The following is a 14,495-nucleotide window of genomic DNA, read 5'->3' on the forward strand; positions in this document are numbered from 1 at the left end:
GTCAGACGGCGAGTTCGCCGGCCTGGAGCTGCCAGAGAGATGCGTAGAGTCCGTGCTGGGCCAGGAGTTCGTTGTGGGTGCCCTGTTCGGCGACGATGCCGCCCTTGTCCATGACGTAGATGCGGTCCGCGTGGCGGACCGTGGAGAGGCGGTGGGCGATGACGACCATCGTGCGGTCGGCCGCGAAGCCGCGCAGCGTGCGCTGGATGGCGGCCTCGGTCTCGTTGTCCACCGCGGAGGTGGCCTCGTCGAGAATCACGACCGGAGAGTCCTTGAGGATCGCCCGGGCCAGGGCGATCCGCTGCCGCTGGCCGCCGGAGAGCGCGGCACCGCGTTCACCGATCAGGGTGTCGTAGCCGTCCGGCAGCGTCGCGATGAAGCTGTGCGCCTCGGCCATGGCGGCGGCCCGGAGTACTGCCTCGTCCGAGGCGTCGAAGCTGCCGTAGCGGATGTTGTCGGCGATGCTGCCGTCGAAGAGGAACGGGTCCTGGGCGACGAAGCCGATGGCGTGGCGCAAGCTGTGTCGTCGCAGGCCCCGGATGTCTTGTCCGTCGATCAGCACCCTTCCGGACTGGGCGTCCTGGAATCGCATCAGCAGTCTGGCGATCGTCGTCTTGCCGGAGCCGGTGGCGCCCACCAGGGCGGTCACCTGCCCGGCCGGGACGGTCAGCGAGAGATCCTTCAGTGCCGTCGATCGGCCGGGGTAGGCGAAGGTGACCCGGTCGAGGACGATCTCGCCCTGCACCTCGGCGAGGTCGAGCGTCCCGTCGCCGCCGTCGGCCTCGACGGGCAGGGCGCGGAGCCGCTGGACCCGGTCGTAGGAGGCGAGGGTGCGCTGGTACTGGTCGGCGATGCCGCCGAGTCGGCTCATCCGCATCAGCAGCATCTGAGGCAACCCGATCAGCGGGCTGAACACCTCGAAGCGCAGGGTGCCGTTGAGCACCGAACGACCGCCGATCAGCAGGGTGCCTGCCATCGACGCGGTGGTGCAGGACCGGATGGTCTCGGCGTGGCGGCTCGTGCTCCGGTCGGTCTGCCGGCTGCTCTCCTGGACCGCCTCGCTCAGCTCGTCGACGCGTTCGGCCTCGTAGCCCTCGGTGCAGAAGCTCTTGACGGTCGCACCGGCTTCCAGCGAGTTGATCACCTGGCTGCCCAGCCTGGCCCGGGACTCGCCGGTGACGGCGTACTCCGCCGCGGCCTTCTCCTGGTGCTGCAGCGACAGCCAGGCGATGACCGGGATCGGCAGGAACGCGATCCAGGCGATCTGCGGTGCCAGCAGGAGGAACGCCGGCACCAGGAGGGCCAGGCTGGTGACGAGTTGCAGCACGTCGTTGGCCGGGCCGGCGAAGAAGGCGCCCAGCTGGCCGACGTCGTTGGTGAGCGCGCCGGCCACCCGGCTGGTCCGCTCGCCCTCCAGGTGCCCCAGTTCGAGGTGCTGGACGTGTCGGTACGTGCGGCCCCGCCAGTCGTGCTCGATGTCCTGGCCCAGCCGGCGCCACTGGAGGGTCGAGGCGTAGGAAAGGCCCGCCACCGCGGCACAGGCGGCGGCCACCAGCCCGGCCAGGCCCCACAGTTGAGCGGAGGCCGTGGTCAGGCCGAGGCTGACCAGCGGAGCTGCCTCACCCTTGATGAGGACCAGGCCGGTCCATCCGAGGAAGGTGCCGAGCGCCATCTCCGCGGCCTGGCAGGCGACGGACAGGGCAGCGGCGCGGTAGAGGCGGCGTCGGTGCGGACCGACGATCTCCACCAAGGCGTGGCGTTCGGCACCGGGCCCGGCCGCGGCCCGGGACGTGTCGACCGTTCCGCGCCACGCCTTCCGGAGGACGACCGCGGTCGCGGCGGCGACACCGGCCACGGCCACGACCTGCCTGCTCAGCGCCGACCCCTTGACCAGCGCGACCCCGGCCGCGACCCCGCCGCCGACGGCGAGTACCGGGCGTACGACCAGGCCGCTGCCCGCCCGCGGGGCCGGTGCGGGGGCGGGGCCGGCGGGTGCCGGACGCCCCGCCTCGGTCGGTTCCTCCGCAACCCGGGCGACGGCTCTGCTGACGATCCGGCCGATGTCCGTGGCGCGCAGCCGCATGTCATGCCGGATGAGCATCCCGCCGGTGACCGGGTTGGCCTGGGCCTCGGTGATCCCGGGAATGCGGCGCAGCGTGGCGGCGAGGACCTCGGCCGTCCGGGGTCGTCCGAGAATCAGCTTGATGTCCCAGCGCTGGCGGCCCGGTGTGACCGAGCGTGGGCTTGCACCCAATTCCACGGCGCGGAATCCGGATGCGGCACCCAGTAGCGATGGCATGTGTACGATCACCTGTTTGCGGAGGTCGCGGAATCCGTCACGGACACGACGGAATTACGGCGACGGAGCGGGAAATTCTAGGCGGCAAATCTCTGCGGCCGAACGGCCTGCGAACGGCCGCCGCCCGGGCGCATTCCGCCGAATGTCGATCGGCATACGCGCCTGGCGGCGGCCGTGAGATCCTACGGGTCGTCAGTGCGCCTTTCCGGCGGCGCTACCGGTGGACGGCGTGCGAATCTTGGGGGTCCTCGCTTCCCCCTTGGTTTCATGCCCATTGGCGCGCTGGCCGTCACCGGAAGGTCCTCCGGTTTCCCCGGCGGCGATTTGGGCGGCCATCACATCGGCGGCCACTTCGGCCGCGAGGTCATGAATGTTCTCGCCGGCCTCCTCCGCCGCCTTCTTCACCTCCATCGCGATGCCGACGGATGCCCTGACGACTCCACTCACCACTGGCTTGAGCAGGCGTTTGGCCAGCGGCGCGACGATGAGGCCGACCAGGAAGGGCGGGACTAGGGGCGGCAGCATGATGCTCCATCCTCTCCACGATACGTATGGCAGGGAACCCGGGTAAGGCGACCACCGGAGCAGCGCACAGCCGGGTGGGTGAAAGCATTCCATCGCGAAATCCGGGATTCACCTAACGAAGCGGGTTCCCAGAAATCGGAACGCGCCGTCCGATCCCGTGATCACCGTAGTGGAACCATGCCCGCCTGGGCCAAATGGATGCCTCTGGGTTCACTCTTGTGAGTGTTCAAGACCATCCTGTGCGACCTGAATTCCCGCATGTTCGTACATGAGTTCACGCGATGGCTTGATTACGTATCCCTAGATTGGCCACATTATTTCCCGGTATTCGAACACCCGCGCCTCACTCTTTGGTTGACTTACCACCGCCAAGCCCGGGTGGCAGCATGACGCCATGCTTCGACGCACCCCTACGGTCGTCCTCGCGGCCGCCCTGACGGCCTCGGCCGTCGCGCTGACCGGCTGTGGTGGTGGCACCATCTCCTCGACGACCACCCCCCTGGTGGACCACGGCACCGTCCGGATCGCCGATGCGAGCGAGACGCCGAGTTTTGACCCGTACTCGACCTTCGGCGCCTCCCAGGCCCGCTACGCCTACGACTCCCTGGTCAACCTCGCTCCCGACGGCACCCTGGTCACCGGCCTGGCCTCCTCCTGGCAGGCCACGGCCACCACGGCCACCTTCACCCTCCGCCCGGGCATCACCTGCTCCGACGGCACCCCCCTCACCGCCTCGGCGGTGGCCCGGGCGCTCACCTACGCGGGAGACCCGGCCAACCAGCTGGCCGGTGCCCGGACCGTCCTCCCTGACGTCCCGTTCACCGCGCGCGCCGACGACGGGACCGGCACGGTGTCGGCGACCGCCGCCGCTCCCTTCCCGTTCCTCACCCGCACTCTCGGCCTGCTGCCGATCGTCTGCCCCGCCGGCCTCGACCGGCCCGATTCACTGGACCGCACCACCCAGGGCACCGGCCCCTACGTACTGACCCGCTACACCCCGGGCGGGCCGTACGAGTTCACCGTCCGCGACGACTACTCCTGGGGACCCGCCGGGGCGACGACCAAGGAACCCGGTCTCCCCGCGCACATCGTCGTCTCGGTGGTGCCCCAGACCTCCACGGCGGCGAACCTGCTGCTCACCGGGGGCGTCGACATCGCGCGCGTGAGCGGGCCCGACCGGGCCCGGCTCACCGGCCGCGGTCTTGCCACGGCCGACGTGGCGACCGTAGTCGGGCTGACCTTCTTCAACCAGCGCCCCGGCCGGGTCCTCGCCGACCGGGCGCTGCGCCGTGCCCTGGTCTCCGGCCTCGACCGCCGGGGCCTTGCCAACGTCGCCGTCGGCGGCACCGGCATCCCCGCCACCGACTTCGGCGCCGAAGGCGCCCTCTGCCACGCCGACCTCGCCGACGCCAACCTGCCCGCGCGGAACGCCGTCGAGGCCCTGCGCTCCGCCGGCTGGACCCGCTCCGCCGACGGCCCGCTGACCAAGGACGGCCGGTCGCTCAGGCTCCGCCTGATCACCAGCCCCGACCTCGGCCCGACCCTGGCCTCCGTCGCCGAGCTGATGGCCCGCGAGTGGACGGCGCTCGGCGCCGAGGTCCATCTGGTCAACGAGAGCCTGCCCGCCCTCGTCAACGCCATGTACCAGAGCGCTGACTTCGACGTGGTGGTCGGCAGTACCCCGGGTTTCGCCTTGCCGGCCGGTTTCATCCCCTTCTTCTCCGGCTCCACGCCCGCCCAGGGCCTCAACTTCGCGGGGGTGACCAATCCCGAGTACGACGCCCTGGTCGCCCAGGCCCTCCGGGAGACCGACACGACCGGATGCGGCACCTGGAACCGGGCCGCCGCCGCGCTCTTCCGCTCGGCCGACGCGCTGCCGATCGCCGAAGGCCGAAGCAGCGTGTACGGCTACCGCACCACCTTCGCCACCACCTTCGGCGGCCAGCTCGTTCCCACCAGCATCCGCCTCCACCAGTGACCTGGGGCCCACCATGTCCGTACCCCAGCTGCTGCGTCATCCCTGGACGGTGTTCCTCGGCCGCCGCGGCCTCCGGCTGTTCCTCTCCCTCGGAGTCGTGATCACCGCGTCGTTCGCGATGATCCGCCTCATCCCCGGCGATCCGGTCCGGGCCGCGCTCGGTGTCGACGCCGCCCCCGACCTGGTGGCCGCCCGCAGGCACGCCCTCGGACTCGACACGCCCTTCCTGTCCCAGTACCAGCACTACCTCGGCGACCTCCTGCACGGCGACCTCGGTACCTCGCTGGTCACCGGGGCACCGGTCGCGGAGCTGGTGCGCACCCGGTTGCCGGCCACCCTGGAGATCGCCGGCCTCGCCTTCCTGGTCACTCTCGCCGTCGCCCTGCCCGGCGGCCTGCTGGCGGCACTCCGCACCCGCGACGGCCGCCGTCCGCGTACCGAGCTGGTGTTCGTCGCGGTCACCGCCGGTCTGACCGGAGTGCCGGACTTCGTCCTCGCCGCCGGACTCACCGCGCTGCTGGCCGTCGGCCTCAACCTGCTCCCGGTGGCCGGTGCGGCGGGCTTCGGGTCCTTCGTCCTGCCCGTCCTCGCGCTCTCCCTCGCCCCCACCGCCGTCCTGCTCCGCATCGTCCGGGTGGAAGCGCTGAAGGTGCTGAACGAGGACTACCTGCGCACCGCCCGGAGCAAACGGCTGTCTTCCGCACGCCGCTACCTCCGGCACGCGGCACCGAACATGGCCTCCGCCGCACTCACCGTCGCCGGGAGCCTGCTGCCCGGCCTGATCGCCGGCACCGTGCTGGTCGAGAAGGTCTTCGCATGGCCCGGCATCGGCTCCGCCATGGCCCAGTCCGTGGCCGCACAGGACTACCCGGTGGTACAGGCCATGGTGCTGGTGCTGGGCACCACCGTGCTGCTCACAGGCCTCCTGGTCGACATGCTGCTCGCCTTGCTCGACCCTCGTTCGGCGATCCGGGAGATGTGATCATGAGCGTTCCATCCGGCCTCCGGCGCTCGCCCATGGCCTGGGTCACCGCGGCCATGCTGGTGTCGCTCGTCGCGCTCGCACTGTTCGGCCCGCTGGTCTGGGGGGCGGCAGCACACCGCCCCGACCCCTCGGCCGTGCTCCAGGGCCCCTCCGCGGAACACCCGATCGGCACGGACAACCTCGGCCGGGACCTGCTCGCCCGAGTCCTGACGGCCGCCCGGCCCTCCCTGCTGCTCGCGCTGGCGGCGGCACTGCTCAGTGCGACCGCCGGAGTCCTCCTCGGGGCCTGCACCGCCGTCCTCGGCCGGCGCGGCCGTCGGCTGACCGCCGGGCTCATCAACCTTCTGCTCGCCTTCCCGGCGCTCCTCGTCGCGATGTTCCTCGCGGTCGTGTTCGGCGCGGGCGCCGCCGGGGCGGTACTGGCCCTCGCGGCGGCGGGCGTCCCCGGCTTCGCCCGGCTCGCCCAGACCCTCGCCGCAGGCGTCGCGGGAACCGACCACCTGGCCGCGGCCCGGGTCCTCGGCCTGCGCCGCCACCGGCTGTTGTGGCGGCATGTCCTGCCCAACATCGCCGAGCCGCTGCTCCTGAGCACCACCACGGCGGCGGGCACCGCCCTGGTCGCGCTCTCCGGGCTGAGTTTCCTCGGTCTGGGCGTCCAACCGCCCGGCTACGACTGGGGGCAGCTGCTCAGCCAGGGGCTCGACCGGATCTACGCAGAGCCGCTGCCCGCTCTCGCCCCGGGCCTGGCCGTTCTCTACGCGGCCCTGACCTTCCAGCTGCTCGGCGAGGTCCTGGCCGGGAACGTCGCGCGCCGCGGCCCGGCGCCGCGCACACCCGTGCCGACACCCACCCCGAGCGGCCCCGCCGAGGACGGCCTGGTCCTCCAGGTCGAAGACCTCTCCGTCGAACTCCCCACCCCTTACGGCACGATCCGGCCGGTACGCGGTGTGAGCCTCTCGCTCCGGCCGGGGGAGATCGTCGGACTCGTCGGCGAGTCGGGGTCGGGCAAGTCGCTCACCGCGCTCGCCGTCGCCGACCTGCTCCCGTACGGTGCCCGGGTGTCCCGGCGCACTCTCCGCCTGCTCGGAGCCGACCTCGCAGCCCTGACGGTGAAGGAGCGGGACCGGCACCTTGCGACGGGCCTGTCGGTGATCTTCCAGAACCCGGCCTCGGCGCTCAACCCGTCCCTGCGGATCGGCACCCAGCTCACCGAGGCCGTCCGGGCCCACCGCGGTACGAGCCGGGCAGAGGCCGCTGCGGAGGCCGCCGACGCCCTGCGCCGGGTCGCCCTGCCCCCGGCACTGCTGCGCTCACGTCCGTACCAGCTCTCCGGCGGCCAGCGCCAGCGCGTGATGGTCGCAGCCGGGCTGATGGTACGACCGGGGCTGATCATCGCCGACGAACCGACCACCGCGCTCGACGTCACGGTGCAGCGCCAGATCACCCGGCTGCTCACGGACGTCCGGCGGGACACCTCCGCCGCGATCCTGTTCATCAGCCACGACATCGCGCTCGTGGGCGAGTTCTGCGAACGGGTGCTGGTGATGTACGCGGGCACCATCGTCGAGGCCCTGCCCGTCGACCGCCTCGCCGACGGCGCCCAGCACCCCTACACCCAGGCCCTGGTCGCCTCGGTGCCGAACCTCGGCGCCGACCGCGGCCGACCGCTGCCGACGATCGAGGGCGCACCGCCCGACCCGCTCGCACTCGCACCGGGATGCCCGTTCGAGCCCCGCTGCGCGCGACGCCAGGACCGCTGCGCCGAGCAGGCTCCGCCACTGGAGGACCTTGATGCCGACCACCGGGTCGCCTGCTGGCATCCGGCCCCGGTGGCAGGGGTCCTGGAGACGGTGACCGCGTCATGACCACCCTTCAGGTGACCGACCTCACCGTCCGCCACCCCGGCCCCCGCGACTCCCCGGCCGCCGTGGACAGTGTCTCGCTGGAGATTCCGTCCGGTACGACGCTCGGTCTGGTGGGGGAGTCCGGCTCCGGGAAATCCAGCCTGGCCGGCGCGATCGTCGGCCTCGTCCCCGTGCAGGGTGGCCGGGTCCTCATCGACGGCCAGGAGGTCCGTACCCGCACCGTCCGCGACCGGCGTCGGCTCGGCCGCCTCGTCCAGGTCGTCCTCCAGGACCCGGACACCGCGCTCGACCCCCGGATGACGGTTCGCCAGACTCTCGTCGAAGCCGCCACGGTCTTCCGCCGACTCGACAGGGCCGCCGGCGCTGAGCGCGTCACCGAACTGCTCGGCCTCGTCGGCTTGGACCCACGGCTCGCCGATCGCCTGCCGCGGCAGCTGTCCGGCGGCCAGCGCCAGCGGGTCTCCCTCGCCCGCGCCCTGGCCGTCGACCCCGGCCTGCTGATCGCCGACGAGATCACCTCGGCGCTCGACGTCTCGGTGCAGGCCTCCGTCCTCAACACGATCCGCGAACTGCAGCGACGGCTCGGACTGTCCATGCTGTTCATCGGCCACAACCTGCCGGCGGTCTGCCACGTTTCCGACATCGTGGCGGTCATGCGGCACGGCCGGATCGTCGAGACCGCCCCGACCGAGACGATCCTGCGCGCACCGGGGCACCCGTACACCCGGACGCTGCTCGCCTCCGTGCCGTCCCTGCGCACCTCCCCGCGCGAGGAGAGGCCGTCGTGAACCTGGATTCCTCCTCCCGCCGACGCCCGGTCGGGCCCGACTCCGCGGGGATGGTCAGGGGGCGGTGGCGCGGAGTTCCCGCACCAGGTCCCCGACCACGCCGACCACGAACGAGGGAACCTCGTGCGGAAAGTCGTGGCCCGTTCCCTCCGGTGTGTGCACCAGTCGTGAGGACGTCGACGTCGCCAGATACCGGACCCTGCTCCGGAGGTAGAAGCGGCTGATCCGCTCGGCCTCGGCAGCGTCCCCGGCGCCGGCCAGCACCGTCTCGCCGCCTATGAGGTCCCGGGGTATCACCAGCACCAGCGGGAGGTCCCCGAGATCCCCGTCGTACACCACTGTCTCCCAGCCGACTCTCGCCAGCCCGGACGGCGACAGCTCGGCGAAAATCGACGCTGCGGCGCAGCCCTGCCCGGCACGGCTCCCGGTGCCGCGACGGGCACCGAACAGATCCCGCACCGCCGTCAGCAGGAAGCCGCGACGTATCCGCGCGAGCTGCCGACTGCGCGGCGCGAAGGCGACGACCTCCGGGGGCGTCGGATCGAGCAGGACGAGACCGGCCACCAGATCCGGCCGACGCCTGGCCGCGTTCGCGACCAGCAACCCTCCGAAGGAATGACCGACGAGCACGAAGGGCGCCTGCTCCCTTGCTCCCTCCAGGGCTGCCCAAAGCTCCTCCGCCTCACCCGCCGTCGTTCTCGGGAAGGTCCCGACATCGCTCCAGCCCGAACCGAACCGGTCGACCAGCACCGACCGGGCTCCGGCCGACAGCATCGTGTGCAGTTCCCGGAAGTCCTCCCCGGGGGAGTGCCCGCCGGGTATCCAGACCACCGTCGGCCCGCTCCCGGCCTCTCCTTCGGCGAGGAGGTGCATCCGGTGGCCGCCCACATCGACCAGCCGCCCCGGCGGCGGGTTCTCCCGCCGCTCGCGGGCCATCAGGACCAGGTGACGAACGGCTCCCACCGCCAGCAGCACACCGACAGCCATGACCAGGGCGCCGAGCACCGTCGCCCACCCCGCCCCCGCTCCGGCCAGCCCTGCGCCCACCCCCGCCATCAGCACCGCGGCCGGCACCCCGATCCAGTCCCGGCTCAACAGCGCGAGCAGGGAATCCGCAACTCGTCCGTCCCGCCGGTCCCGTCGCATCGGCCCCTCCGCGCAGGTATTCGAGAATCGATCACGGCCAGTATCCGCCCCGCGCCCACTCGGAGCACGGCGAAGCCTTTCCAGTAATGCGACGTCAAGCAGTCGTATCTTTGTGCACTCTTATTGATTAAAAGGTGAACTTCAGATCCGCGTCCCGTGAGATGCTGCGGCGGCATTGCCCTGCGAAGGACCCGGCAGTTCCGGGCATTCGCAAATCGATATCGAGGACGGAATATGGGAATTCTTCGAGGTGCCCCGAACGTGCCCGAGAGGAGCGCCGCGGAGTGACCGTCGCCCTGGATCGGACACTGTTCCACCAGACCGGTGCCGGCCTGCCCGTGCCGTTCGCCGTCGCCGGAACAGGGATGCACCTGCCACCGACGGTCGTCACCAATCAGGAGCTCACCCGCACCCTGGACACCAGCGACGAATGGATCACCAGCCGTACCGGTATCCGCGAGCGCCGCCGTCTGGAGCCGCATCTGGCGACCTCCGACATGTGCGTCGCGGCCGCCCACCCGGCTCTGGACGCCGCCGGCATCGAGCCCGCGCAACTGGACGCGGTCATCGTCGCCACCTACACGGGGGACCAGCCGCTCGTGTCGACCGCACTGATCGTCAAAGACGCCCTAGGTGCCCACCGCGCTCTGTCCCTGGATGTCACCCAAGCCGCCTGCGCCTCCGGCGTCCAGGCCATGCTGATCGCCGCCCACCTCCTGCAGAACCCCTCCGTCAGCACCGTCCTGCTCCTCGCGGCCGACTGCGCTTCCAGGATCACCGATCCCACCGACCGCACCACCGGTGTCTTCTTCGGGGACGCCGCCGCGGCCGTCGTCCTCACCCGTGCCGACACCCCTGGAGCGGGCCTGCTCTCCTACAGCCTGGGCTCCCAGCTTTCCTACGATGTCCAGATCCCCGCCGGAGGCTCCCGGCTGCCCGCCAGCAGCGCCACCGTCGCCGCCGGAGACCACTACTTGTCCATGGACGGCCGCGCCGTCTGGAACGCCGCGACCACCCGCCTGCCCGAGAGCATCACCAGCGCCGCCGACCGCGCCGGCGTGCCGATCGACCAGCTCCGGTACTTCTTCCTGCACCAGGCCAACGTGAACATCCTCACGGAGGCCATGGCCGCCCTGGGCGTTCCCCGCGAGCGGGCACCCATCACCATCGACCGACTGGGCAACACCGGATCGGCAGGCCTGTTCACCGCACTGCACACCACCGTCGCCGAGGGCTCCCTCCTCCCGGGAGACACCTACGTGTTGTCCGGGATCGGCGCAGGCTTCCAGTGGGGAACCCTCTGCCTCCGGCACGCCTGACCGATCCACGGAACTGATATGCCCCGAGGTGGATTGCCGAACCTCGAACCCCGTCGATCCCGGCCGACGCGAGCCTACGGAATGCGAACCCCTGGGCACAGGGGAGGCACTGTGTTCCACGGTCGTTTTCCGCCCCGTGGCTCGTCTCTGCTCTGTCCGTTCACGGACGAGTGAACTCTCGGCAATTCCTGAGGCACCCGCTGTCGCGAGCATCAGCATGGGTGGCATGACCACCACACGATCCCGGGCCGAACGGGCCGCACAGGCCCGGGCAGCCGAAGCTCAGCTCGCTACCGACGGAATCGACGGGGTGGTGTTCGGCTGGGTCGACAACGCCGGGCTCACCAGGGTGAAATCCGTCACGCTCGCCCAGCTCGAACACGCCGCCCAGTACGGCGTCGGCGCCCTACCCTGCTTCGACGTCTCCCTGGTGGACGACTCCTTCACCACCGCGCCTTCGAGTGCCGGCCCGATGGGCGACCTGCGGCTCGTCCCCGACCTCGACCGGCTCACCCCGCTCGCCGCACAGCCCGGCTGGGCCTGGGCCCCGGCCGACCGGTACACCCAGGACGGCACCCCGCACCCCGGCTGCCAGCGCGGCTTCGCCCGCCGGGCCACCGAGGCCGTCGAGCGGCGGGGGCTCTCGGTGCGCGCCGGGATCGAGATCGAGTGGGTGGTGGCCGATGCCGCCGGAAACCCCGCAACGGTCGGGCCCGGGTATGGGATGACCCGCTTCATCGAGCACTCCGACTACCTGCGGGAGGTGCTGCGCGCCCTCACCAGGCAAGGACTGGACGTGCTGCAGCTCCACCCCGAGTACGCCGCCGGCCAGTTCGAGGTCTCTGTCGCCGCCGAGGGGCCGGTCGAGGCGGCCGACACCACGATGCTGGTGCGCCACACCATCCGGGCCGTATCCGCCCGGCACGGTCTCCGTGTCTCGTACGCGCCTGTCTTCACCGAGGGTGAGATCGGCAACGGCGGCCACCTGCACCTCAGCCTCTGGCGACAGGACCGAAACCTCGGACACGGCGGCCCCGGCCGCCACGGGCTCCACCCCGACGCCGAGCACTTCTTCGCGGGCGCACTGACCGAGTTGCCCGCTCTCCTCGCCCTCGGCGCGCCCAGCGCCGCCTCCTACCTGCGCCTGGTCCCCTCCCGCTTTGCCGGGGCCTACCGCTGCTGGGGCCTGGAGAACCGTGAGGCGGCGCTGCGTCTGATCGCCGGCTCCACCGCCGGGCAGGCCAACGCCGAGTTCAAGTGCTTCGACGCCACCGCCAACCCGTATCTGGTGATCGGTGGCGTGCTGGCCGCCGGACTCGCCGGTCTCGACGCAGGCCTGCCCCTGCCTCCCGAGACCCGGAGCGACCCCGCAGCCCTCGGCAGCGTCGAACGCCTCCCGGCGAGCCTGCCGGAGACGACCGACGCGTACGAGAAGTCCACTCTGCTTCGACAGGCACTCGGCGCCGAACTGTACGAAGCCGTGCTTGCCGTCCGGCGGGCGGAGGCAGAGCTGTTCGCGACGCGTACCGACGCGTACGTCATCGAGGCGGCGCGCTGGCGGTACTGACGCGCGGATCACGCGACGGCCCAGGGGAACCCGGAGAGGAAGGACAGCGCCCCGGTGGCCGGTCAGGATCGGCGGACCACGCCGGGGACGGAACCATCCGCGTCAGCCCGCTTCTGCTCTGGGAGAGGACCCGGGACGCGGCTCGTGACAGCGATCTCCACGGGCTTCACCATGTAGACCGCCTCGGTGCCGTAGCTCGCGGGCAGCCCGATCCCGGGCTGGGTGCGGTAGCCCAGCGTGGTCCACAGCACGGGCGATCCGTTCACGGCGACCAGAGAGAGCGTCTGGTACGAAGCTGCCCGTCCGGTCTCTTCCAGGCGCTCCTGCATCCGGCGAGCCAGACCCCGACCGCGCGCCCGCTCGGCGATCACCAGGTCGTGGAGGTGCAGGTTGCTCCCCTGCACCGCGCCTTCCTCGGCCAGGCTCAGGTCAGGGCAGCGGAAGAGCGGGTACGGCAGGGCGAGCAGGTAGCCGCCGAAGCCGCCCGCGTGCTCCAACACGAAGCAGGTCGAGGGCGAGGCACGGTGCCGGGAGCGCAGCGCCGCCTCTCCCTCGGACAGGCCGCTCGCCGTGTAGGTGCGTTCCTCCAACGCCACCAACTCGTCCCAGTCGCCCTCCTGGAGCAGCCGGATCCGGGTGTCGGTCATGCGCCGTCTCCTTCCGGAGCCGTGCCGCCGATGCAGGTGTACGGCAGCGGCGAGAAGCCGTTGAACCCCTGGGTGGCGTAGGCGGCGGCGTACGCACCGCAGGAGTGGACCCAGACCGGGTCGCCGGACGCGATCGTGCGCGGGACGCGCACCATGCCGTCCTGTGCGTACGCGTCGTCACTGTCGCAGGTCGGACCGGCCACCACGGCGTTGACGAACTGCCCGTCGGGGCGGGCCGGGAACTCCAGCCGGTACTGCAACTGGTCCATCTCGTAAAGGCCGTTGAACTTACCGCAGCTGAGGTAGAGCCAGTCCTCACGGGTGCCGTCGAGCCGATGGCGGGACGTGAGCCGGGCGACGTGGGCACGGATCGCGCCGTGGTCGGCGACCAGGTGGCGGCCGGGCTCCAGCAGGAAGTTCAGCGGAGCGGCATTGACGGCGCGCAGCCGTTCCATGCCTTCGCGGATCACCGTGAACATCTTGTCCAGCGGCGGTTCCAGTGGCCGGCCGCGCCGGTCGAGGACACCCAGGGCGGGCAGCCCACCACCGAGGTTGACCCGGTCCGGAACGACGCCGTGCCGGTTGAGCCGCTCCAGTAAGGCGGCCAGTGTCTCGATCGCCTCGCCCCAGGCCTCGGCTGTCATCTGCTGGGAGCCGACGTGCACAGACAGACCAGAGGGCACCAGCCCGGCGGCCCGGGCGGCAACGAGCACCCGCAGGGCATCCTCGGGTGAACAGCCGAACTTGTGGCTCAGGCCCCATAACGCGCCGTCGCCGGTCGTCGCGATCCGGCAGAACACCCGCGACTCAGGGGCGTGTTCGGCGATTGCGGCGACGTCCTCCACGCTGTCGGTGGCGAAGTCGCGCACGCCCAGCCGGTAGGCCTCGGCGATGTTGCGGTCGGACTTGACGGTGTTGCCGTAGTGGACCGCTTCGGGGGCCACCCCGGTGCGCAGCGCCTGGGTGATCTCCTGCGGGCTGGCCGCGTCGAAGCCGGAACCGAGGCGGGCGAGGTGGTCGAGCACCTCCTCCACGGGGCAGGCCTTCATCGCGAACCGGATGGCGACGCCGGGTAGTTCGGCGCGCAGCGCGGTGTACTGGCGGCCGATGCCGTCCAGGTCGTAGATGATGACGTCCTCGGTGGCGGCGGCGAGGGCGGCGCGCAGGCCGGGACGGTCGTGCCGGCCGGGGTGGCGGGCGGGGGGCTCGTGCACTGTGGCCGACGCGGTCAGGGTGCGGTGGCCGGTGCTGCTACGGTCGGCCGTCCGGCGCTGCTCGGCGATATGACGCGTGTCGGTGGCCTGAGGCCTCACGTGTGAACTTCCAATCCGATGGTCTGATCGATGCCAGGGGCTTGCCGGCATCCACAGGGGAAA

General features: G+C 71.4%; 11 protein-coding genes. 6 read left to right on the plus strand and 5 right to left on the minus strand.

The window, feature by feature from the left end; genetic code table 11:
* Position 1 precedes the first annotated feature (1 nt).
* Entirely contained in the window at positions 2 to 2,260 is a 2,259-nt protein-coding gene (locus ACZ6K0_RS21875; protein ID WP_469229719.1) for an ABC transporter ATP-binding protein, read from the minus strand.
* 231 nt (positions 2,261 to 2,491) lie between these two features.
* On the minus strand, positions 2,492 to 2,824 hold the full coding sequence (locus tag ACZ6K0_RS21880; RefSeq protein WP_267042172.1) for a DUF5132 domain-containing protein: 333 nt from the start codon (positions 2,822 to 2,824) through the stop codon (positions 2,492 to 2,494).
* A 394-nt stretch (positions 2,825 to 3,218) separates the two neighbouring features.
* Between ACZ6K0_RS21880 and ACZ6K0_RS21885 the strand changes: the two genes are divergently transcribed.
* From ACZ6K0_RS21885 to ACZ6K0_RS21900, 4 genes are read left to right on the plus strand one after another with little or no spacing between them, the layout of a single operon-like run.
* A complete protein-coding gene (locus tag ACZ6K0_RS21885; RefSeq protein WP_469229720.1) occupies positions 3,219 to 4,802 on the plus strand; it encodes an ABC transporter substrate-binding protein in 1,584 nt (527 codons plus the stop codon).
* Positions 4,803 to 4,815: 13 nt separating this feature from the next.
* On the plus strand, positions 4,816 to 5,784 hold the full coding sequence (locus ACZ6K0_RS21890; protein WP_469229722.1) for an ABC transporter permease: 969 nt from the start codon (positions 4,816 to 4,818) through the stop codon (positions 5,782 to 5,784).
* A 2-nt stretch (positions 5,785 to 5,786) separates the two neighbouring features.
* Positions 5,787 to 7,652 carry a dipeptide/oligopeptide/nickel ABC transporter permease/ATP-binding protein gene (locus ACZ6K0_RS21895; RefSeq protein ID WP_469229724.1) on the plus strand — a complete coding sequence of 622 codons (1,866 nt, stop codon included), beginning with the start codon at positions 5,787 to 5,789 and terminating at the stop codon, positions 7,650 to 7,652.
* Entirely contained in the window at positions 7,649 to 8,440 is a 792-nt protein-coding gene (locus ACZ6K0_RS21900; protein ID WP_469229725.1) for an ABC transporter ATP-binding protein, read from the plus strand. Before ACZ6K0_RS21895 ends, ACZ6K0_RS21900 begins: the two co-directional genes overlap by 4 nt.
* A 54-nt stretch (positions 8,441 to 8,494) precedes the next feature.
* Here the strand turns inward: ACZ6K0_RS21900 and ACZ6K0_RS21905 are convergent, their stop codons facing one another.
* Entirely contained in the window at positions 8,495 to 9,586 is a 1,092-nt protein-coding gene (locus ACZ6K0_RS21905; protein ID WP_469229727.1) for an alpha/beta fold hydrolase, read from the minus strand.
* A gap of 284 nt (positions 9,587 to 9,870) precedes the next feature.
* Here ACZ6K0_RS21905 and ACZ6K0_RS21910 point away from each other — a divergent pair, with 284 nt between their 5' ends.
* Complete coding sequence (locus ACZ6K0_RS21910) at positions 9,871 to 10,905, plus strand: 3-oxoacyl-ACP synthase III family protein (protein WP_469229729.1); 1,035 nt, start codon at positions 9,871 to 9,873, stop codon at positions 10,903 to 10,905.
* 226 nt (positions 10,906 to 11,131) lie between these two features.
* A complete protein-coding gene (locus ACZ6K0_RS21915; RefSeq protein ID WP_469229731.1) occupies positions 11,132 to 12,472 on the plus strand; it encodes a type I glutamate--ammonia ligase in 1,341 nt (446 codons plus the stop codon).
* A 62-nt stretch (positions 12,473 to 12,534) separates the two neighbouring features.
* Here ACZ6K0_RS21915 and ACZ6K0_RS21920 read toward each other — a convergent pair whose 3' ends face one another.
* Both ACZ6K0_RS21920 and ACZ6K0_RS21925 read right to left on the minus strand, forming a co-directional pair.
* Positions 12,535 to 13,119: a GNAT family N-acetyltransferase gene (locus tag ACZ6K0_RS21920; RefSeq protein ID WP_469229733.1), complete on the minus strand. Its 585-nt coding sequence runs from the start codon at positions 13,117 to 13,119 to the stop codon at positions 12,535 to 12,537.
* Entirely contained in the window at positions 13,116 to 14,333 is a 1,218-nt protein-coding gene (locus tag ACZ6K0_RS21925) for a type III PLP-dependent enzyme (RefSeq protein ID WP_376403936.1), read from the minus strand. The genes ACZ6K0_RS21920 and ACZ6K0_RS21925 overlap by 4 nt, the downstream gene beginning before the upstream one ends.
* Between the last annotated feature and the right edge of the window lie 162 nt (positions 14,334 to 14,495).

The sequence above is a fragment of the Streptomyces sp. NPDC042346 genome (genome assembly GCF_055581845.1).

Coding starts and splice junctions, on each gene's coding strand:
- ACZ6K0_RS21920 (WP_469229733.1), bottom strand. CDS start 13,119: ATGACCGACACCCGGATCCGGCTGCTCCAGGAGGGCGACTGGGACGAG.
- ACZ6K0_RS21905 (WP_469229727.1), bottom strand. CDS start 9,586: ATGCGACGGGACCGGCGGGACGGACGAGTTGCGGATTCCCTGCTCGCG.
- ACZ6K0_RS21880 (WP_267042172.1), bottom strand. CDS start 2,824: ATGCTGCCGCCCCTAGTCCCGCCCTTCCTGGTCGGCCTCATCGTCGCG.
- ACZ6K0_RS21885 (WP_469229720.1), top strand. CDS start 3,219: ATGCTTCGACGCACCCCTACGGTCGTCCTCGCGGCCGCCCTGACGGCC.
- ACZ6K0_RS21900 (WP_469229725.1), top strand. CDS start 7,649: ATGACCACCCTTCAGGTGACCGACCTCACCGTCCGCCACCCCGGCCCC.
- ACZ6K0_RS21895 (WP_469229724.1), top strand. CDS start 5,787: ATGAGCGTTCCATCCGGCCTCCGGCGCTCGCCCATGGCCTGGGTCACC.
- ACZ6K0_RS21915 (WP_469229731.1), top strand. CDS start 11,132: ATGACCACCACACGATCCCGGGCCGAACGGGCCGCACAGGCCCGGGCA.
- ACZ6K0_RS21890 (WP_469229722.1), top strand. CDS start 4,816: ATGTCCGTACCCCAGCTGCTGCGTCATCCCTGGACGGTGTTCCTCGGC.